Origin of the sequence: Variovorax gossypii, assembly GCF_003965815.1 — a bacterium.
Classification (GTDB): Bacteria; Pseudomonadota; Gammaproteobacteria; order Burkholderiales; family Burkholderiaceae_C; genus Variovorax; species Variovorax gossypii.
Genome location: NZ_RXOE01000001.1, coordinates 883706 through 902011, shown reverse-complemented (window position 1 = coordinate 902011; position 18306 = coordinate 883706). Strand labels below are relative to the sequence as shown.

Below are 18306 nucleotides of genomic sequence, written 5' to 3'. Positions count from 1 at the left end.
TCAGGAGCCTTGCGGGATGGCCAGCGTGTCCGGGTCGACCCCGGCGGGCAGCAGCCCGGGCAGCCAGGCAACGCCCGTCGACGAGCGCTGGTGCGAGGAGGCATGTACCGCGAAGGTTTCGTCCGCCTGGGTGGTCGTGGCGTGGGAGCCCCTGCCCATCTGCCGCTGCGCCCGTGCATTGCTGGACATCTGCCGGGCGTAGTGGGTGCCCAGCAGGACTGACAGCTCAGGCCGATGGGAGCCGCGCCACGCCACAGCGAACACGGCGCCATCGGCCGTCAGGTATTCGCGCTGGATCAGCCCGTCGGGCAGCGTGACTTCCCGCATGCTCCAGCTGGGAGCGGACTCCGCAGTGGCAGTGCCGGTCGCCTGATTGGTGGCCTTGCGCGACCCGATGGCGACGCGTTGGCTCGGTGCAAGCGTGGGCGCACCGCCCAGCTCCGCAAATGCGGAAGGCGCTGCGAACACGGTCGCCGCAAGCGCCAGGCCCGCCAGCACGACGAGCCTTCCGCCGCCGCGCGCATCGCACTCTCGTGACTCACGTTCCATCCAGGTTTCCTTTCCGTCCCGACCGCGCGCAGATTACTGCCGGCTCGCGTCGGCTTGATAAAGACCCGGCGCGCCACATTGGCTGGCGCACCAAGTCGGCCAGCGATCAGGTTCGCGGTGTTAACGAGCCGGCGGGGAGGGCGTACGATGGCCGCCAGAGAGGTGCATGCCATGACCGCACAGACACTGATCGACACCGCCCGCGCGCTCGTCGCCGGAGACAAGGGCCTGCTCGCCATGGACGAGAGCAACGCCACCTGCAACAAGCGCTTCGCCGCGCTCGGCATTCCGCAGACGGAGGCCGCGCGGCGCGACTGGCGCGAGCTGATCGTCACCGCGCCGGGGCTGGCCGACAGCATCGGGGGCGCGATCCTGTTCGACGAGACGATCCGGCAGAAGACCGATGCGGGCCTGCCCTTCGCGAAGGCACTTGCCGACGCGGGCATCATTCCCGGCATCAAGGTTGACACCGGCGCCAAGCCGCTGGCCGGCCATCCTGGTGAAACCGTCACCGAAGGACTGGACGGCCTGCGCGAGCGCCTCGCCGAATACGCCATGATGGGCGCTCGCTTCGCCAAGTGGCGCGGCGTGATCGCCATCGGCGATGGCCTGCCGACGCGCGCATGCATCCGCGTCAACGCCCATGCCCTCGCGCGCTACGCCGCGCTGTGCCAGGAAGCCGGGCTGGTGCCCATCGTCGAGCCCGAGGTGCTGATGGACGGCGATCATTCGCTCGCCCGCTGCGCCGAGGTCACCGAGGAAGTGCTGCACCGGACCTTCGCCGAGCTGCGCGCGCAGGGCGTGCTGCTCGAAGGCATGCTGCTGAAGCCGAACATGGTGCTGCCGGGGCTGAAGGCTCCCGTGCAGGACTCCGTCGATGCGGTGGCCGAAGCCACGGTGGCGTGCCTGCTGCGCACCGTGCCCGCCGCCGTGCCGGGCGTGGCCTTTCTCTCTGGCGGGCAGCCGGCGCGGCTGGCCTCGGCCCGCCTGAACGAGATGAACATCCGCTTCAGGTCGCGCCTGCCGTGGGCGCTGGCCTTCTCGTTCTCCCGCGCGGTGCAGCAGCCCGCGCTCGATGCATGGAAAGGCGAGGCGGCCAACGTGGCCGTCGCGCAGAAGGCGCTGGTGCAGCGCACCCGGGCCAACCGGGCCGCGCGCCGCGGCGAATACAAGGAAGAGGCATAGAACCCAGCATGACGACTCCCCAGGACCTGTACCGCCAGAAGCTGGCGTCTCCCGCCGATGCGGTGCGCCAGGTGCGCGACGGCGACATGATCATCGTGCCGACCGGCGTGGGCGAGCCGCCGACGCTGCTCACGGCGCTGTCGGAGCAGCGGCGCGATTTCCGCAACGTGAAGGTCGCGCAGATCCTCGCGATGCGCAAGTACGCCTACATCGACCCCGAGACCGTCGAGCATGTGCGTCACGTCGCGCTGTTCTTCGGCGGCGCCACCCGCGCGGGCGGGCAGGAGGGCTGGATCGACTTCCTGCCGAACTACTTCTCCGAGATACCGGCGCAGATCGAGCGCGGGCAGATCCCGGCCGAGGTGGTCTTCAGCATGGCCTCGCCGATGGACGCGCACGGCTACTTCTCGCTGAGCCTGGGCGCCGACTACACCATGGCCGCCGTCGCGAAGGCCCGCGCCGTGGTGCTGGAAGTGAACCCGAACGTGCCTTTCGCGTACGGTGCCTGCCACGTGCATGTCTCGCAGGTGGCCGCGCTGGTGGAGAACGAGGCGCCGGTGATGGAGGTCGGCCTGCCGAAGATCGGCGTGGTGCAGGAAGCCATCGGCAAGTACGTGGCAGACCTGATCGACGACGGCTCGACCCTGCAGATCGGCTACGGCGGCATTCCGGACGCGGTGGTCATGCAGCTCACGCACAAGCGGGACCTGGGCATTCACACCGAGATGATCGGCGACGGCATTCTCAAGCTGGTGGAGAGCGGCGCGGTCACCAACCGCCGCAAGAACTACCTGCCGGGCAAGTCGGTCGCGACCTTCGCGCTCGGCTCGGAGAGGCTCTACCGCTTCATGGACCGCAACCCCTCGCTCGAGATGCACCCGGTGAACTTCACCAACGACCCGGCGCTGGCCGGGCTGAACGACAACCTCGTCGCCATCAACGCGACCATGCAGATCGACCTGCTGGGGCAGTGCGGTTCGGAGAGCCTGGGCCACGCGCCGTATTCGGGCACGGGCGGGCAGTCGGACTTCGTGCGCGCCGCGAATCGCTCGCGCGGCGGTAAGGCCTTCATCGTGCTGCCCTCGACGGCCAAGGGCGACACCATCTCGCGCATCGTGCCCTCGCTGTCGCCGGGCACCCATGTGAGCACGAGCAAGAACGACATCAACTACGTCGTCACCGAATACGGCGTGGCGCAGCTGCGCGGCAAGTCGGCGAAGCAGCGGGCGCGCGAACTCATCGGCATCGCGCACCCGGCCTTCAGGGCGGAGCTGACCGAGCAGGCGAAGCGGCTGAAGCTGCTTTGAGCTTTTCGAGGGCCGGTCAGCCCGACTTGGCCGCCTTCACCAGCGAAGGCGTGGCCTTGTAGCTTTCGGGGAAGAGCTTCTTCAGGTCGTCGATCTTCGGCATGTCGTTGATCGCGATGTAAGGCTGGCTCGGGTGCAGCGTCAGGTAGTCCTGGTGGTAGTCCTCGGCCGCGTAGAAAGGCTTGGACATCTCGACGGTGGTGGCCAGCGGCTTGCCGAAGGTCTTCGCCTGGTTGAGCTGCGCGATGTACGCGTTGGCGATGCGCGCCTGCTCGGCGTTCTCGGCGAACACCGTGGAGCGGTATTGCGTGCCCGTGTCCGGGCCCTGGCGGTTGAGTTCGGTCGGGTCGTGCGCCACCGAGAAATAGATCTGCAGCAGCTTGCCGTAGCTGATCTGCTGCGGGTCGTAGGTGATGCGCACCGATTCGGCGTGGCCCGTGCGGCCCGAGCCGACCTCGTCGTAGCGCGCTGTCTTCGCGTCGCCGCCGGCATAGCCCGAGACGGCATTGCTCACGCCCTTGACGCGCTGGAACACGCCCTGCACGCCCCAGAAGCAGCCTCCGGCGAATACGGCGGTTTCGGTCTTCGCGCCCGGTTGCGCTGCGAGGTCTGCGGTGGGAGCGGGCACGCGGCGCGCGGTTTCGGCGAACGACGGCACCGTGTACCAGACCAGGGCGGCGGCAGCCAGCGTGCCTGCGGTGAGTGCGAGGGATTTCATGGAGATTCCTTGGGGAGCGGGATTTGCGGCGGCCGGCTGATCGGCCAACGCGACATTGACGCCGAATCTTCCGGACGTCAATGGCGCTTGCGAGGTGCCTTGCGGGCCTACTTCTTCATCTCGTCCTTGCCCATCGCGTCCTTCTTCATGGCGTCCTTGGACATGGAGTCCTTCGCCATCGAATCCTTCTTCATGCCGTCCTTCGACATGGAATCCTTGGCCATCGAGTCCTTCTTCATTGCGTCCTTGGACATCGAGTCCTTGGCCATGCCGTCCTTCGCCATTTCGTCCGCGGCGAAAGCAGAGGCGCCGGCGAAAGCCATGCAGGTGGCGAGCAGGGTTGCGCTGAGCTTGTTCATCTGGAGTTTTCCTGAGTGAGTTGAGGTTGGGTTTTCAATGTCGGCTCGGTCCCGGGGGAACTCCGCCTTTCGCTTTCTTCGGCAGTCGAGCGGCTCTGGCGGCCCCTCAGCTCCCTCCGAACCAGTTGTAGCCCTGGTCTTCCCAGTAGCCACCGGAATAGGTGTTGGTGACGAACATCGCCTTGATGTGCTTCGGGTTCTTGTAGCCAAGCTTGGTCGGCATGCGCAGCTTCATCGGAAAGCCGTACTTCGGCGGTAGCGGCTGGCCGTCGTAGGTCAGCGTCAGAAGCGTCTGCGGGTGCAGCGCGGTGGGCATGTCGATGCTGGTGTAGTAGTCGTCGGCGCACTTGAAGCCGACGTACTTCGCCGTAAGGTCGGCGCCGATGTGGCGAAGGAAGTCGGCAAAACGCACGCCGCCCCATTTGCCGATGGCGCTCCAGCCCTCCACGCAGATGTGCCGCGTGATCTGGTCCTGCTGCGGCATGGCGCGCAGCTCGGCCAGCGTCCAGGAGTGCCTGTCGGCGACCATGCCCGTCACTTCCAGCTTGTAGCTGGCCTCGTCCACCTCGCGCACCTCGTCCTCGCCGTAGTAGGCGTTGAACGGAAAGGGGCGCGTGATCTCGGCTTCGGTATAGGTCGGCGCGAGCTGCGTCGGGCTGAAGATCAGGCCCTGCACCTTGTCGTTGAGGCGCGAGATCTTCGTGAGCGCGGCTTCCACCTGCGCGTTGTCGCTGATGCTGCAGCCGGTGAGCAGCGAAAGGCCGCCGAGGGTGAGCGAGCGTCGCAGGAACACGCGGCGCGAGGGCTCGTCGAGCTTCTTCGAAATCAGGCTGCGGGCTTCGCGCAGCACGGCGTCGCCGTCGATGCCGTTCAGGGTGGGGGCTTTGAAGATTTTCATCTCAGGCTTTGGGCGTGCCGCCGCGGATCATGGTGAGGAGCGTGCGGGGCACGAGGGCCACCATCACGAGGTGCACGACGACGAAGGCGACGATGGCGGCCATGCCGAAGAAGTGCACGCGGCGGGCCGACTCGTAGCCGCCCATCAGTTCGCGCAGCACCGGGAACTGCACCGACTTCCACAGCACCAGGCCCGACAGCACGATCACGATCAGGTCGAGCATCACGAACAGGTAGGCCAGCTTCTGCACGCTGTTGTAGTGGCGCGGGTCGGCGTGCGAGAACTTGCCCTTGAGGGCGGCCAGCGCGTCCTGCAGCACGCCGCGCGGCGTGAGCGGAAAGAACTTCGTGAAGAGCCGGCCGCTGGCGATGTTCAGCGCGAGGTACACGAGGCCGTTGAACACCAGCAGCCACATCGCCGCGAAGTGCCACTGCAGCGCGCCGCCGAGCCACCCGCCGAGCGTGACCACGGTCGGGATGGTGAAGGGAAAGAAGGGCGCGGCGTCGTAGATGCGCCAGCCGCTGGTCACCAGGATCACCACCGCCAGCGCGTTGAGCCAATGCGTGATGCGCATCCACAGCGGATGGATCGGGCGGCGGGCATCGGCCTGCGGGGCATCCGGGGCGAGTGGGGCGATGGCTGTGCGGCTGTTCATGGAGCGGATTTTTGGGCGCACCCCATGGCCGATTCATCACGCAAAGTTCAATTAATCGTGATAACTCGGCCGGCCGTATCGCGGGACAATGTCGCCACCATGGACACTGCCAAGCGCGTGCTGATCGTCGAGGACGACGCCCACATTGCCGAACTTCTGCGCATGCACCTGCGCGACGAGGGCTATGCCATCGAGCATGCCGCCGACGGCCACGCGGGCCTTCGCGAGCTGGAGCGCGGCAACTGGGACGCGCTGGTGCTCGACCTGATGCTGCCCGGCATCGACGGCCTCGAAATCTGCCGCCGCGCCCGCGCCATGACGCGCTACACGCCGATCATCATCATCAGCGCGCGTTCCAGCGAGGTGCACCGCATCCTCGGGCTGGAGCTCGGGGCCGACGACTACCTGGCCAAGCCCTTCTCGGTGCTGGAGCTGGTGGCGCGCGTGAAGGCGCTGCTGCGGCGCACCGACGCGCTGGCGCGCAACGCGCGCATGGAGTCGGGCAGCCTCACGCTGGGCAACCTCGGCATCGAGCCGCTGGCGCGCGAGGTGCGGGTCGACGGCAAGCCGGTGGAGCTCACGCCGCGCGAGTTCGACCTGCTGTATTTCTTCGCGCGAAACCCCGGCAAGGTGTTCTCGCGGCTCGACCTGCTCAACCAGGTCTGGGGCTACCAGCACGACGGCTACGAGCACACCGTCAACACGCACATCAACCGGCTGCGCACCAAGGTGGAGGCCGATCCGGCGGAGCCCAGGCGCATCCTCACGGTGTGGGGGCGCGGCTACAAGCTGTCGGCCGGCGGCAGCGGGGAGGACTCGGCGTGATGGCCTGGGCCACGCTGTCGCGGCGGCTTTCCGCCGTGTTCGCGGTGCTGCTGCTGGTGTGCAGCGGCGCATCGGTGTGGCTGCAGATGCGTTCCAGCGGCATCCACGAGCAGGAGGTCATCCAGCGGCTGTCGCTCGGGCTCGCGGCGCACATCGCGGAGAACTCCGAGCTCATGAAGCCCGGCGGGCTCAATCAGGAAGCTGTGAAGGATCTTTTCGACAAGCTGATGGCCGTCAACCCGAGCGTGGAGGTCTACCTGCTGGGGATGGACGGCAGCATCAAGGCGCAGGCCGCGCCGCCCGGGCACCTGAAGCGCGACCGGGTCGGGCTGGAGCCGGTGCGCAAGCTGCTCTCGGGCGCGCCGCTGCCCATCGCGGGCGACGATCCGCGCAGCCTCACGGCGTCCAAGGTGTTCAGCGCCGCGCCGCTGCGCATGGACGGGCGCGAGGCGGGCTATGTCTACGTGGTGCTGCAGGGCGAGGACCACGACGCGCTGGTCGCCAACGTGGCAACCGACAACGTGCTGCGCACCACGCTGTGGTCGATGGGGCTGGTGGCTTTGCTCGGGCTGCTGGCGGGCCTTGCGGCATTCCGCCTCATCACCCGGCCGCTGCGCGAGCTGACAGCGGCGGTGAAGCGCTTCGAGACCGAGGGCATCGACTCGCTCGAGGGCGAGGCGCCCACGCTGGAGCGGCTTTCGCGCGGCAGCGACGAGATCGCCCAGCTCGGCCAGGCCTTCGCGCAGATGACGCGCCGCATCGCCGAGCAATGGCGCGAGCTCACCCTGCAGGACCAGCAGCGCCGCGAGCTCTTCGCCAACATCTCGCACGACCTGCGCACGCCGCTCACGTCGCTGCACGGCTACCTGGAAACGCTGCTGCTCAAGGCCGGCACGCTCAGCGACGAGGAGCGACAGCGCTACCTCGAGATCGCCCTGGGCCAGAGCCGAAAGGTCGGGCGCCTCGCGCAGGAAGTGTTCGAGCTGGCCCGGCTCGAGTACGGCGTGGTCAAGCCCGAGAAGGAGAATTTCGCGCTGGCCGATCTCGTGCAGGACGTGTTCCAGAAGTTCGAGCTGGCGGCCGAGGCAAGGCGCCAGCGCCTCAGGCCCGACATCGCATCGGGCCTGCCCGTGGTGTCGGCCGACCTCGGCATGATCGAGCGCGTGCTGGCCAACCTGCTCGACAACGCCATCCGCCACACGCCCGAGGGCGGCGAGATCGTGGTGCAGCTGCGAGCCGAGAACGGCGGCGTGGCGGTGCAGGTGAGCGACACCGGGCCCGGCATTCCCGGCGAGCTGCAGAAGGCGCTGTTCATGCGCCCGGTGTTCATGAGCGGCTCGCGCACCGACAGCGCGAGCAGCGGCGGGCTGGGGCTGGTGATCGTGAAGCGCATCCTGCAGCTGCACGACAGCGACATCAGGCTGGTGCAGCAGGCGGACAGGGGGGCGGTGTTCCGCTTCCAGCTGGGCGGTGCGGCGGGGGCCTGAAGGCGCGCGTCAGAACGGCGGCCCCACGTACCGCTCCAGCCGTTGCGTCAGGCCCTGCAGGTCGAAGCCTTGCGATGCGATCGACTTCGGCACGATGTGATAGAGCCGCGGCATCGGGTAGATCAGCACGAAGCGGTCGTTCTGGCGCCACTTGAGCACGTTCTCCCAAACCACCGTGCCATCGCCGTGCGGCGACGCGAGGCGCAGGCCGGTCTCCAGCAGTTCCGCCTGGAACTCCGCCTGCATCGCCTTGTACTTGCGGTAGTGCCGGCGCGCCATGGCGGGCGTGAGCAGGCGCGTGGCCAGCAGCACGATGGCCATGCCGACCATTCCTCCCACCGCGGCGGGCCAGAGCCCGGGGCCGCCGATCAGGGCGCCGAGCAGGAGCAGCAGGCCGATCGCCGCCAGCAACGCCCAGCGCAGCGGCGTCGGCCGGGCGAACAGCCTCATCGCGTCGGCGTAGTCGTCTTCGGAGATTCTGAATGTCGCGATCATGGAAGGAGCCGGAGGTTTGCCTGCAGGTGAGCGTGGATGCTACAAGAGCAACGCGACCCAACCCCAGGAGACAAAAGACCATGCCCGCCTTCGAAACCGTGCTGATCGAAAAGGACCCGCAACACCCGCGCATCGCGCGCCTCGTGCTCAACAGGCCCGAGAAACTCAACGCCATCGGCGAGACCACGCCCACCGAGATACGTCGCGCTGTGGAATGGGCCGAGGCCGACGACGAGGTGCACGTGATCGTTGTCGAAGGCGCGGGCCGCGCGTTCTGCGCCGGCTATGACCTCGGGGACTATGCCGAGGGCCGCGGACATGAAGGGCAGGGCGACCACCCCTGCCGCCAGGAGAAGACCCCCTGGGACCCGATGCTCGACTACGCCGCCATGAAGCGCAACACCGACGACTTCATGGCCCTGTGGCGCAGCCGCAAGCCGACCATTGCCAAGGTGCACGGCTATGCGGTGGCCGGCGGCAGCGACATCGCTCTGTGCTGCGACCTGCTGACCATGGCCGACGACGCTCGCATCGGCTACATGCCCACGCGGGTGTGGGGCTGCCCGACGACCGCGATGTGGACCTACCGCCTCGGCGCCATGCGCGCCAAGCAGCTCATGTTCACGGGCGACACCATTGCCGGCACGCAGGCGGCCGAATGGGGCCTCGTGAATTTCTCGGTGCCGGCCGACCAGCTCGACGAGGCCACGACGAAGCTCGCGCTGCGCATCGCCGGCGTGCCGAGCTCGCATCTCATGATGCACAAGCTGGTCGTCAACCAGGTCTGGCATTCGATGGGGCTGGAGCAGAGCCAGATGTTCGCCACCGTGTTCGACGGCATCACGCGCCACAACCCCGAGGGCATGTGGTTCAGGCGGCAGGCCGAGGCCGAGGGCTTCAAGAGCGCGGTGCAGTGGCGCGACAGCGGCCGGCCGATTCCCGAGGGCGACGAAGCCCGCGCGCGCATCGCCGAGCTCGAGGCGAAGCTGGCCGCGCGTGGCTGAGCGCTACTGAGCGCGGCCGAGCGCCGCGGTGCGGTCGAATGTCATGCGACCGACACACCTCCCCTCGATGATCCGGCGCGCCCACCGCCAGCCGACCACAACACGAAGAAGCGTGAGGCGGGTGCATTCGCATCGACATACAAGAGGGAGGAATCTCAATGCAATCGTTCATCTTTTCCAGGACGACGCTGGCGGCTTGCGCCTGCGCGTTCATCGCGGCCTGTGGCGGCGGCAGCGGCGGCGGTGGCGCACCGCTGTTGCCCATCGCACCATCACCCGCACCGGCTCCTTCACCAGCCCCCGCGCCGGCGCCTGCTCCGGCGGAGGCCGCTCCGGTGCTCGTCATCGGCCACCGCGGCGCCTCGGCATCGCGGCCCGAGCACACGCTGGCCGCGTACCAGCAGGCCATCGACGACGGCGCCGACTTCATCGAGCCCGACCTCGTACCCACCAGGGACGGCGAACTGGTCGCCCGCCACGAGAACGCCATCGCCATCGTGGACGCCTCGGGCAACGTGACCGAAGCCACCACCAACGTGGCCGACGTGCCGAGGTTCGCCAGCCGCAAGACCACCAAGGTCATCGACGGCACATCGATCACCGGCTGGTTCACCGAGGACTTCACGCTGGCCGAGCTCAAGGAGCTGAAGGCCCGCGAGCGCATTCCGAAGCTGCGTCCGGCCAACGTGTCTTACAACGACCAGTTCCAGGTGCCCACGCTCGACGAGGTGATCCAGCTCGCCAAGGCGCAGTCGGCGGCCAAGGGCCGCGTGATCGGCGTCTACCCCGAGACCAAGCACCCGACCTACTTCCGCTCCATCGGCCTGCCGCTGGAGAGGAGGCTGCTCGACACGCTGCAGAAGCACGACATGAACAAGGCCGACGCGCCGGTGTTCGTGCAGTCCTTCGAGACGGGCAACCTGAAGGACATCCGTCTGAAGAGCACGGTGAAGATCGTGCAGCTCGTCTACTCGCAGGGCGCGCCCTACGACCTGCAGGTCCTGGGTGACAAGCGGACCTACGCCGACCTCAAGAAGCCCGAGGGCCTGGCCGAGATCGCGACCTACGCGCAGGGCATCGGTGCCGACAAGGCGAGCGTGATCCCGGTGGTCGACGGCAAGCTGGGCACGCCGACCACGCTCGTGAAGGACGCGCACGACAGGAAGCTGCAGGTCCACGTGTGGACCTTCCGGCCGGAGAACAACTTCCTGCCCGAGAGCCTCAAGAAGGAGCCGAAGACCAACGCGATCGCGTTCGGCGACACGGCGGGGGAGATCAAGGCCTTCCTCGACGCGGGCATTGACGGCCTCTTCGCCGACAGTCCCGCGACTGCGGTGCCGGCGGTCAAGGCGTACCGCGCGGCGCGTGGGAAGTAAGGGAGAAAGCCGCCGCAGGGCGTTCAGCCCTGGCGGCGGCTCACGACCACCGAGGCCTCGAGTCCTTCGTAGGCCTCGGCGTCGCCATACCAGCTGCCGGAGATCGGCGCCGCCAGCGAAGGGTCGCGCGCGACGCCGACGCGGATCAGCTGGCCGCTGCCCATGAGGTTGTTGGTGGGGTCGAAGGCCAGCCAGCCCACGCCGGGCAGGTAGGCCTGCAGCCAGGCGTGCGTGCTGCCGGCGCCCGTCACGGCCTCGCCCGCACCCGGGGGCTGGGCCTGGGCGGCGGTGTCGAGCGCGGCGTCGTAGAGGTAGCCCGAGACGAAGCGCGTGGCGATGCCCAGCCTGCGCGTGGCTTCCATCATCAGCAGCGCGTAGTCGCGGCAACTGCCGCTGCCCAGCGCCAGCGTTTCGAGCGGCGTCTGGGTGCCTTCCTCGTCGCGCGCCTTGTATTCGAAGCTCTGGCCGATGTGCGCGTTCATGCGCGTGAGCACCTCGCGCGTGCTGTTGGGCTGGTCGGTGCGCAGGAACTGGTGGGCCCAGCGGATCAGCGTGCCTTCCGTATCGTCGTCGTGGTGCGGGCGAAGGTAGTGCTCGAGGTCGAGGCGCTCCTGCACCGAGTAGGCGAAGGGCAGGAACTCGGCGGACGGGTCGAGCGTGAGCAGGTCGCGCTGCGAGGGCGGCACGTGCTCGATGGTGAATGAGCAGACGATGCGCAGCTCGGTGGCTTCGCCCAGCGGCTGCACCAGCGCGACGGAGTTCGAATAGGGGTCCTGGATGAGCCGGGTGCTGGCCTCCGGGCTCACCTGCAGGTCGGTGGCGAGCACGCGCAGGTCGTGGCTGTCGCGCGGGCGGAACATCACGCGGTGCAGCCCGAAGCTGACCGGCTTGCTGTAGCGGTAGACGGTGGTGTGCCGGATGTCGTACTGGATGGCCATGCGCCGCATTCTCATGCCTTCGCGTGGCAAAAAGAACGGCGAAGGGAAAGGCGAAGGAAAGGCCAAGGAAATGTGGATCGGCGCGTGCGCATGCCGCAGAATCGGCCCCCGCCCGATGCCCGGCCGGACCTTGCGTCACCAGGAGATCCCGACCCGCCATGTACTCCGCCACCTTCATCTTCGCCGCCAGGCAGTTCGATGACGAGTTCCACCGCCTCGACCAGACCATCGCCGCCGCCGCGAAATCGCTGCCCGGCTACCTGGGCGAGGAAACGTGGGAAAACCCGGGCAACGGGCTGGTGTCGAACGTCTACTACTGGGACTCGCTCGAGAGCCTGCAGGCGCTGATCCGCCACCCCGTGCACCAGCAGGCCAAGGCGGCGCAGGCGAACTGGCTCGACGGCTACAGGGTGGTGATCTCCGAGGTGCTGCGCACCTACGGCGACAGCCGCATCGACCACATGCTTGCTCCTTCGGGGCCGGGCGCCGCTTAGCCGCCCATGCTCGAATCCCTCGGCCTCGTGCAGGTGCTCGGCGGGCTGGCGATCGGCGTCTTCTCGGGGGCGGTGGGCGGGCTGCTCGGCGTCAGCCCCGGCGGGGCGCTCGTGCCGGCGCTGGCGCTGATGCCCGGGCTGGGCCAGCACGACGCGCAGGCCGTTTCGCTCGCGGCCCAGCTGCTGCCGACCAGCCTGGCCGGTTTCGTGCGCTACCGGGTGTCGGGGCACGGGGCCTCGTGGCGCACCGTGGCCTGGATATCGGCCGGCTTCCTGGGCGGAGCCTGGCTGGGCGCGCGGGGTGCCAGCCACGTGGCCGACGCGACGCTGCGCTGGATGTTCGTCGGCTACCTGCTGGTGCTGTCGACGCTGGTCGTGCTGAAGTCGCCCGCGAAGGCCGGGGACGGCGCCGAAGTGGCGCAGGCCGACGAGCCGCACGGCACGGCCGTGGCGCTCGCGGTGGTGGGCATGGTGGCGGGTGCGTCGTCGGGCCTGCTCGGCATCGGCGGCGGGCTCGCCATCACGGCGCTGCTGACGGTGGCGCTTCGCTACTCGCAGCACAGGGCGCAGGCCGTGAGCCTGGCGGTGAACGCCTTGCCGCTCGCGCTGCCGGCGGTGCTCGTCTATGCGAGCGTGGCCAACGGGCTGCCCTGGCTCCTGCTGGGCTTTGTCGTGATCGGGCTGTGGATCGGCACGGCGGCCGGGGCGAGGCTCGCGACCAGGCTCGACGAGCGGACGCTGCGCAGGTACTTCTTCGTGCTGGTGATCTGCATGGCGCTGCTGATGGCATATCGCGCGGCGAGCGCGAGCTGATTCGGAACCCCGGAGCTTCAGAGCCGCTGGGTGCCGAGCGCCTTGGCCAGCGTGGCCGGCAGCGGCAACGGCTCGGCGTGCCATTGCGCGGCCAGCAGCTCGGCGCACAGCGCGGCGAAGCTCAGGCCGCGAGAGCCCAGCGCGGTGCAGGCCCAGAGGCCCGAAGCATCCGCGTCGATCGGGCCGACCAGTGGACGCCGGTCACCGGATGCACAGCGCACGCCCACCCACGCACGGCTCTCTCCGCGCTCGAATTCATCGGCCAGCGCCGTGGCTGCAGCCGGATGCAGGCGAACGAGGCGCTCGCGGTTCGCGGCGCCATCCGCCACGGTGGCTTCGAGGCTGGTGCTGTCGCGGTCGAAGGTGGCACCGGCCAGCCATATCGGCGCGTCGCCGTGCTCGCCGGGTACATGGGCGACCAGATGGCCGTCGCCGTTGATCGGCGTGAGGGGCAGGGCGGCGGCATCGTCGTCGGGCATCGGGCCCCAGGCGACCTGTCCGCGCACGGGCTGCAAGGGCAGTCCGGGGGCGAAGCGGCCGGACTCGAAGCCCGCGCAGACGACCACGCGGTCTGCGTCGACCAGCAGTCCGCCGTCCGGGTCGAACAGCTGCCAGCCGCTTGTATGGCGCTCCAGCCGCGCCACGCGGCAACCGCCGCGAAACTCGATGCCGGGCTGGCGCAGCCACGCGGCAATCAGCCGCTGCGGTCGCACCCAGGCCGCGCGCGAGTGCCAGAGGGCCGGGGCGTCGTCGGGCAGGCCGGCCGCGACCAGCCGGTCGGCACTGGCGGGCCACGATTCGTTCGGCCCGTCAGCGCTCCAGCCGGCGGGCACGCGCACGTCGCCGTCGGGCCGGCGCTCGATCACGCCGCTGGCACGCCAGTCGCGGCCTTCTTCGAGCAGCCGCTCCAGTTCGCTCCATGTAGCGCGGATGCCGGCGCGCGTGAGCCGCGAGAGCAGGGCGTCGTCGGGCGAAGCATGCGGTGCCAGCATACCCACCGGCAGGCCGGAGGCGCCCGAAGCAGGCCAGTCAGCCGCGTCGAGCACGCTCACCCGCCAGCCGCGCCGCGCGAGGCTGGCCGCCACGGCCGCGCCCGCGAGGCCCGCTCCGATGACGGCGCAGTGGCCGGGCGCCTCGATGCCTTCGGGCGGCGGCTCGCGGCGGCGCACGGTCCAGGCGGGAGCGAACACGCCGCGCAGGCAGTCGCGCTTCGGCGGCAGCCCCGGGTGCTTGTCCACGCTGAAACCGTACTGCGCTAGCGCGTCGCGGATCGTCCGAGCGATGGTCCAGGTGGCGATGCGCGTGCCTTGCCGGGCGAAGCGCGACACGGCCTTGAGCGTGTCTTCAGACCACATGACCGGGTTCAACCGGGGGCTGAAGCCGTCCAGAAAGATGCTGTCGGCCTCGAAGCGCTGGGCGCGCAGCATCGGCTGCACGTCGCCGACGCACAGCGTGAGCAGCACTCGGCCCTCGTCGAAGGCCAGCCGGTGAAAGCCGGGCAGCAGCCCATGCCACTGCCCGGCCAGTTCACGGGCAAGGGAAACCAGCTCGGGATAGGCCTCGGCCCCGCGCAGCACGTCGTCGGCCGAGACCGGATGGGCCTCGATCGAGACGAAATGCAGCATGCGCGGCCGCGCCGGATCGGCGCGCCAGGCCTGCCAGGTTGTCAGGAAATTGAGGCCGAGGCCGAAGCCGGTTTCGAGAATCCGCCATTTCGGCTGTCCGGCCCAGGCTTCGGGCAGGCCGCAGCCGCCCAGGAACACATGGCGCGACTGCGCCAGTGCCCCGGTTTCGGTGTGATAGATGTCGTCGAAGCGCTCGCTTCGCGGAACGCCGTCGGCGCGCCAGGCGACGGGCTCGGCGGCCAAGACGGGCTCAGTTGGACGGGGGGACGTAGCCCTGGGCCACGTCGGCGCCTTCGCCGAAGAAGTGTTTTTCCATCTGCCGCGCCAGGTACTGGCGGGCGCGCAGATCGGCCAGGTTCAGCCGGTTTTCGTTGACGAGCATGGTCTGCTGCTTGAGCCAGGCGGCCCAGGCTTCCTTGCTGACGCTTTCCCAGATCCGCTTGCCCAGTTCGCCGGGATAGGGGGGGAAGTCGAGCCCTTCGGCTTCCTTGCCGAGCTTGATGCACTGAATCATGCGTGCCATATCGATTGCCTTTGAACGGGAAATGTGGGGAGACGGGAGAAAAAGCGGGAAGCGGCTGCTTAGTTGATTTGGCTATTTAGAACTGAAAACTTGGTCGTTCCAGTTTCTATATGTCGTATTGAGAATACGCAGCTTCATCGATATGCCTTTTAAGAGCAAGACACCATGAGCCTTCGCCGCGACTTTATCAAGCTTTCCCTGGGTGCCGGCGTGGCCGGTGCCATGGCCCTTTCGGCGTTGCCGGCGTTGGCCCAGGGTCCCGTGACGCTGCTGAACGTCTCCTACGACCCGACGCGCGAGCTGTACGTGGACTACAACCAGGCCTTCGCCAAGTACTGGAAGGGCAAGACCGGGCAGGACGTGACGATCAAGCAGTCGCACGGCGGCTCGGGCAAGCAGGCCCGCTCGATCATCGACGGCATCGATGCCGACGTGGCCACTCTGGCGCTGGGCGGCGACGTCGACGCGCTGGTCACGCACGGCGGCCTCGTCAAGGCCGACTGGCAGAAGCGCCTGCCGCACAACTCCGCTCCCTACACCTCGACCATCGTGTTCCTGGTGAAGAAGGGCAACCCCAAGGGCCTGAAGGACTGGGACGACCTGGTCAAGCCCGGCGTGCAGGTGATCACGCCCAACCCGAAGACCTCGGGCGGCGCCCGCTGGAACTACCTGGCCGCCTGGGAATTCGCCAAGCGCAAGTACGGTGGCGACGCCAAGGCCAAGGAATACATCGGCAATCTGTTCAAGAACGTGCCCGTGCTCGACACCGGCGCGCGCGGCTCGACCATCACCTTCGTGCAGCGAGGCGTGGGCGACGTGCTGCTGGCCTGGGAGAACGAGGCCTTCCTGGCGCTGAAGGAATTCGGCCCCGAGAAGTTCGAGATCGTGGTGCCTTCCATCTCCATCCTGGCCGAGCCCAGCGTGGCGGTGGTCGACAAGGTCGTCGACAAGAAGGGCACGCGCGCCGTGGCCGAGGAATACCTGAAGTACCTGTACTCGGACGAAGGCCAGGACATCGCAGGCCGCAACTTCTACCGCCCGACCTCGGACAAGGCCAAGGCCAAGTACGAGAAGCAGTTCCCGAAGCTGACGCTGGTGACCATCGACCAGGCCTTCGGTGGCTGGGCGAAGGCCGACAAGGAGCACTTCGCCGACGGCGGCTCCTTCGACCAGATCTACACGGCAAAACAGAAGTAAGCCGATCCGCTGCCGAGCCGGCAGTGCACGGTGCCTGTTTAGCGGGCGCCGTGGCCCGGCTCACCCTGAATTCCTGAAGAAAACAGAAAGTCTCCCGTGTCCGTTCTCCTGATTGCCGGCAGCCCCACGGCCCCGTCCCGCTCCACCGCCTTGCTCGACGCGGTAGGCGAGCGACTGGCCCAGCGCCATGCGCGGATCGAGCGGCTCGCCGTTCGCGAACTGCCGGCGCAGGCGCTGCTGCTGGCGGAGTGGAACAACCCGGCCATCGAGCGCGCCATCGCCCAGGTGGCGGCGGCCCGCGTGATCGTGGTGGCCACGCCGGTCTACAAGGCGGCCTACAGCGGCCTGCTCAAGGTCTTTCTCGATCTGCTCTCGCAGAACGCACTCAAGGGCAAGACGGTGCTGCCGCTGGCCACCGGCGGCAGCCCGCACCACATGCTTGCGCTCGACTACGCATTGCGCCCCGTGCTGCAGTCGCTGTCGGCGCGCCACATCCTGCCGGGCGTGTACGCCAGCGAATCGCAGATCGCGCTGACGCCCGAGAACGCCTACCAGGTGCACAACGACCTGGCTGAACGACTCAACGAGGCCGTCGAGGTACTGGCTACCGAGGGCCTGAAGCTGCCTGCCACGCACGGCTTCGAGCCGGTGCCGTTTTCCCGCGTGCGATGTAGCGTCTGACGAGCGGGTTCTTCAACGAACCCGGCTCCCTCCAGACCCATCCCCATCCTCTTTTCGAAGCCGCCTGTATGCGGCGAGGGGATGGCTTTGCCTGAAGTTTCTGCAGACCAAGGAATCCACGCATGAACCCCGTCGCAACCGAAGACTCCGTGCTCGACGTGCAGCCCCGCTCCTTCTGGCGCGGCCTGCGCGATCTGCTGATCAGCGCCATCGTGGTCAGTGCCATCGCGCTGATCGTCAGCTTCATCTCCGCGGCCTCGGCCCACGCCCAGGGCAACCAGGGCAAGGGCGAGCTGCGCATCGGCTACCAGAAGTCGGCCAGTCTGTTCGTGCTGCAGAAGGCGCAGGGCACGCTCGAGAAGAAGCTCGCGCCGCTGGGCTTCGGCGTGAAGTGGGTCGAGTTCCCTGCCGGCCCGCAGCTGCTCGAAGGCCTGAATGTGGGCGCGGTCGACGTCGGCTATGTCGGCGAGGCGCCGCCCATCTTCGCGCAGGCCGCGGGCGCCAAGTTCGTCTACTTCGGCTACGACCCGGCCGCGCCGCGCGCCGAGGCCATCCTGGTCACGAAGGATTCGCCCATCAAGTCGGTTGCCGACCTGAAGGGCAGGAAGGTCGCGCTCAACAAGGGCAGCAACGTGCACTACCTGCTCGTGAAGCAGCTCGAGAAGAACGGCCTGAAGCTCTCCGACATCCAGCCCGTCTACCTCGCGCCCGCCGACGGCCGCGCCGCCTTCGAGAGCAGGAACGTCGATGCATGGGTGATCTGGGACCCCTTCCAGGCAGCCGCCGAGAAGGCAACCGGCGCGCGCGTGCTCGCCGACGGCACGCCCGAGGTGGTCAACAACTACCAGTACTACCTGGGCGAGCGAGGCTTCGTGAAGAACAACCCGAAGGTCATCGACGCACTGTTCGCCGATTCGGTGGAGCAGGGCATCTGGCTCAAGAAGAACCTGCGCCAGGCAGCCGAGCTCATCGCTCCGCTGCAGGGCCTGCCGGTCGACGTGGTCGAGCTGGCGCTGCGCCGCTACGAATTCAACGTGAAGCCGATCACCCCGGCCGTCGCGGCCGACCAGCAAAAGATCGCCGACACCTTCTTCGCGCTGAAGCTCATTCCCAAGCCCATCAAGGTCAGCGACGCCGTGGTCACGGCGCAGCCCTGAGGCACAGGCATCCAACGGAT

20 protein-coding genes are annotated in these 18306 nt (G+C 68.2%); 11 read left to right on the top strand and 9 right to left on the bottom strand.

The window, feature by feature from the left end; genetic code table 11:
• A complete protein-coding gene (locus EJP69_RS04140) occupies positions 1-549 on the bottom strand; it encodes a DUF2844 domain-containing protein (protein WP_126468808.1) in 549 nt (182 codons plus the stop codon).
• Between the two features lie 171 nt (positions 550-720).
• On the opposite strand from EJP69_RS04140, the gene EJP69_RS04135 reads away from it, so the two are divergent.
• Entirely contained in the window at positions 721-1734 is a 1014-nt protein-coding gene (locus EJP69_RS04135) for a class I fructose-bisphosphate aldolase (RefSeq protein ID WP_126468807.1), read from the top strand.
• 8 nt (positions 1735-1742) lie between these two features.
• Positions 1743-3041 carry an acetyl-CoA hydrolase/transferase family protein gene (locus EJP69_RS04130; protein WP_126468806.1) on the top strand — a complete coding sequence of 433 codons (1299 nt, stop codon included), beginning with the start codon at positions 1743-1745 and terminating at the stop codon, positions 3039-3041.
• A 16-nt stretch (positions 3042-3057) separates the two neighbouring features.
• Here the strand turns inward: EJP69_RS04130 and msrA are convergent, their stop codons facing one another.
• The 4 genes from msrA to EJP69_RS04110 form a co-directional block, all read right to left on the bottom strand.
• The gene (gene msrA, locus EJP69_RS04125) at positions 3058-3759 is read right to left on the bottom strand and encodes a peptide-methionine (S)-S-oxide reductase MsrA (RefSeq protein WP_093195426.1); all 702 of its coding nucleotides are present in this window, start codon (positions 3757-3759) and stop codon (positions 3058-3060) included.
• Positions 3760-3866: 107 nt separating this feature from the next.
• Entirely contained in the window at positions 3867-4118 is a 252-nt protein-coding gene (locus tag EJP69_RS04120; RefSeq protein ID WP_093195425.1) for a pentapeptide MXKDX repeat protein, read from the bottom strand.
• 106 nt (positions 4119-4224) lie between these two features.
• Entirely contained in the window at positions 4225-5016 is a 792-nt protein-coding gene (locus EJP69_RS04115) for a molybdopterin-binding protein (RefSeq protein ID WP_093195424.1), read from the bottom strand.
• 1 nt (position 5017) lies between these two features.
• Complete coding sequence (locus tag EJP69_RS04110) at positions 5018-5671, bottom strand: cytochrome b/b6 domain-containing protein (protein ID WP_126468805.1); 654 nt, start codon at positions 5669-5671, stop codon at positions 5018-5020.
• 99 nt (positions 5672-5770) lie between these two features.
• Here EJP69_RS04110 and EJP69_RS04105 point away from each other — a divergent pair, with 99 nt between their 5' ends.
• Both EJP69_RS04105 and EJP69_RS04100 read left to right on the top strand, forming a co-directional pair.
• Positions 5771-6496: a response regulator transcription factor gene (locus EJP69_RS04105; protein WP_126468804.1), complete on the top strand. Its 726-nt coding sequence runs from the start codon at positions 5771-5773 to the stop codon at positions 6494-6496.
• Positions 6496-7983 carry a sensor histidine kinase gene (locus EJP69_RS04100; protein ID WP_126468803.1) on the top strand — a complete coding sequence of 496 codons (1488 nt, stop codon included), beginning with the start codon at positions 6496-6498 and terminating at the stop codon, positions 7981-7983. Before EJP69_RS04105 ends, EJP69_RS04100 begins: the two co-directional genes overlap by 1 nt.
• A gap of 9 nt (positions 7984-7992) precedes the next feature.
• Here the strand turns inward: EJP69_RS04100 and EJP69_RS04095 are convergent, their stop codons facing one another.
• Positions 7993-8478 carry a YcxB family protein gene (locus tag EJP69_RS04095; protein ID WP_126468802.1) on the bottom strand — a complete coding sequence of 162 codons (486 nt, stop codon included), beginning with the start codon at positions 8476-8478 and terminating at the stop codon, positions 7993-7995.
• Positions 8479-8558: 80 nt separating this feature from the next.
• On the opposite strand from EJP69_RS04095, the gene EJP69_RS04090 reads away from it, so the two are divergent.
• Together EJP69_RS04090 and EJP69_RS04085 are read left to right on the top strand one after the other, a co-directional pair.
• Positions 8559-9482, top strand: coding sequence for a crotonase/enoyl-CoA hydratase family protein (locus EJP69_RS04090; RefSeq protein ID WP_126468801.1), 924 nt, complete (start codon positions 8559-8561; stop codon positions 9480-9482).
• 158 nt (positions 9483-9640) lie between these two features.
• Entirely contained in the window at positions 9641-10858 is a 1218-nt protein-coding gene (locus tag EJP69_RS04085; protein ID WP_126468800.1) for a glycerophosphodiester phosphodiesterase, read from the top strand.
• Between the two features lie 23 nt (positions 10859-10881).
• Here EJP69_RS04085 and EJP69_RS04080 read toward each other — a convergent pair whose 3' ends face one another.
• On the bottom strand, positions 10882-11796 hold the full coding sequence (locus tag EJP69_RS04080; protein WP_240652025.1) for a transglutaminase family protein: 915 nt from the start codon (positions 11794-11796) through the stop codon (positions 10882-10884).
• A gap of 158 nt (positions 11797-11954) precedes the next feature.
• On the opposite strand from EJP69_RS04080, the gene EJP69_RS04075 reads away from it, so the two are divergent.
• Positions 11955-12290, top strand: coding sequence for an antibiotic biosynthesis monooxygenase family protein (locus EJP69_RS04075; protein WP_126468799.1), 336 nt, complete (start codon positions 11955-11957; stop codon positions 12288-12290).
• A gap of 6 nt (positions 12291-12296) precedes the next feature.
• Positions 12297-13103, top strand: coding sequence for a sulfite exporter TauE/SafE family protein (locus EJP69_RS04070; RefSeq protein WP_126468798.1), 807 nt, complete (start codon positions 12297-12299; stop codon positions 13101-13103).
• A 17-nt stretch (positions 13104-13120) separates the two neighbouring features.
• Here EJP69_RS04070 and mnmC read toward each other — a convergent pair whose 3' ends face one another.
• Together mnmC and EJP69_RS04060 are read right to left on the bottom strand one after the other, a co-directional pair.
• Positions 13121-14971 carry a bifunctional tRNA (5-methylaminomethyl-2-thiouridine)(34)-methyltransferase MnmC2/FAD-dependent 5-carboxymethylaminomethyl-2-thiouridine(34) oxidoreductase MnmC1 gene (gene mnmC, locus EJP69_RS04065; RefSeq protein WP_126468797.1) on the bottom strand — a complete coding sequence of 617 codons (1851 nt, stop codon included), beginning with the start codon at positions 14969-14971 and terminating at the stop codon, positions 13121-13123.
• 7 nt (positions 14972-14978) lie between these two features.
• Positions 14979-15251 carry an oxidative damage protection protein gene (locus EJP69_RS04060; RefSeq protein ID WP_126468796.1) on the bottom strand — a complete coding sequence of 91 codons (273 nt, stop codon included), beginning with the start codon at positions 15249-15251 and terminating at the stop codon, positions 14979-14981.
• A gap of 165 nt (positions 15252-15416) precedes the next feature.
• On the opposite strand from EJP69_RS04060, the gene EJP69_RS04055 reads away from it, so the two are divergent.
• The 3 genes from EJP69_RS04055 to EJP69_RS04045 all read left to right on the top strand — a co-directional run bounded on the left by EJP69_RS04055 (position 15417) and on the right by EJP69_RS04045 (position 18286).
• Positions 15417-16448 (top strand): sulfate ABC transporter substrate-binding protein, encoded by a 1032-nt coding sequence (locus EJP69_RS04055; RefSeq protein WP_093195412.1) that lies wholly within the window; start codon positions 15417-15419, stop codon positions 16446-16448.
• A gap of 96 nt (positions 16449-16544) precedes the next feature.
• A complete protein-coding gene (gene ssuE, locus EJP69_RS04050) occupies positions 16545-17129 on the top strand; it encodes an NADPH-dependent FMN reductase (RefSeq protein ID WP_126468795.1) in 585 nt (194 codons plus the stop codon).
• A gap of 122 nt (positions 17130-17251) precedes the next feature.
• Positions 17252-18286 carry a sulfonate ABC transporter substrate-binding protein gene (locus EJP69_RS04045; protein ID WP_126468794.1) on the top strand — a complete coding sequence of 345 codons (1035 nt, stop codon included), beginning with the start codon at positions 17252-17254 and terminating at the stop codon, positions 18284-18286.
• Positions 18287-18306: the final 20 nt, after the last annotated feature.

What these genes read in the sequence shown, in the direction of transcription:
- EJP69_RS04140 (WP_126468808.1), bottom strand. Translation starts at nt 549, where the DNA reads ATGGAACGTGAGTCACGAGAGTGCGATGCGCGCGGCGGCGGAAGGCTC.
- EJP69_RS04135 (WP_126468807.1), top strand. Translation starts at nt 721, where the DNA reads ATGACCGCACAGACACTGATCGACACCGCCCGCGCGCTCGTCGCCGGA.
- EJP69_RS04130 (WP_126468806.1), top strand. Translation starts at nt 1,743, where the DNA reads ATGACGACTCCCCAGGACCTGTACCGCCAGAAGCTGGCGTCTCCCGCC.
- msrA (WP_093195426.1), bottom strand. Translation starts at nt 3,759, where the DNA reads ATGAAATCCCTCGCACTCACCGCAGGCACGCTGGCTGCCGCCGCCCTG.
- EJP69_RS04120 (WP_093195425.1), bottom strand. Translation starts at nt 4,118, where the DNA reads ATGAACAAGCTCAGCGCAACCCTGCTCGCCACCTGCATGGCTTTCGCC.
- EJP69_RS04115 (WP_093195424.1), bottom strand. Translation starts at nt 5,016, where the DNA reads ATGAAAATCTTCAAAGCCCCCACCCTGAACGGCATCGACGGCGACGCC.
- EJP69_RS04110 (WP_126468805.1), bottom strand. Translation starts at nt 5,671, where the DNA reads ATGAACAGCCGCACAGCCATCGCCCCACTCGCCCCGGATGCCCCGCAG.
- EJP69_RS04105 (WP_126468804.1), top strand. Translation starts at nt 5,771, where the DNA reads ATGGACACTGCCAAGCGCGTGCTGATCGTCGAGGACGACGCCCACATT.
- EJP69_RS04100 (WP_126468803.1), top strand. Translation starts at nt 6,496, where the DNA reads ATGGCCTGGGCCACGCTGTCGCGGCGGCTTTCCGCCGTGTTCGCGGTG.
- EJP69_RS04095 (WP_126468802.1), bottom strand. Translation starts at nt 8,478, where the DNA reads ATGATCGCGACATTCAGAATCTCCGAAGACGACTACGCCGACGCGATG.
- EJP69_RS04090 (WP_126468801.1), top strand. Translation starts at nt 8,559, where the DNA reads ATGCCCGCCTTCGAAACCGTGCTGATCGAAAAGGACCCGCAACACCCG.
- EJP69_RS04085 (WP_126468800.1), top strand. Translation starts at nt 9,641, where the DNA reads ATGCAATCGTTCATCTTTTCCAGGACGACGCTGGCGGCTTGCGCCTGC.
- EJP69_RS04080 (WP_240652025.1), bottom strand. Translation starts at nt 11,796, where the DNA reads ATGGCCATCCAGTACGACATCCGGCACACCACCGTCTACCGCTACAGC.
- EJP69_RS04075 (WP_126468799.1), top strand. Translation starts at nt 11,955, where the DNA reads ATGTACTCCGCCACCTTCATCTTCGCCGCCAGGCAGTTCGATGACGAG.
- EJP69_RS04070 (WP_126468798.1), top strand. Translation starts at nt 12,297, where the DNA reads ATGCTCGAATCCCTCGGCCTCGTGCAGGTGCTCGGCGGGCTGGCGATC.
- EJP69_RS04060 (WP_126468796.1), bottom strand. Translation starts at nt 15,251, where the DNA reads ATGGCACGCATGATTCAGTGCATCAAGCTCGGCAAGGAAGCCGAAGGG.
- EJP69_RS04055 (WP_093195412.1), top strand. Translation starts at nt 15,417, where the DNA reads ATGAGCCTTCGCCGCGACTTTATCAAGCTTTCCCTGGGTGCCGGCGTG.
- EJP69_RS04045 (WP_126468794.1), top strand. Translation starts at nt 17,252, where the DNA reads ATGAACCCCGTCGCAACCGAAGACTCCGTGCTCGACGTGCAGCCCCGC.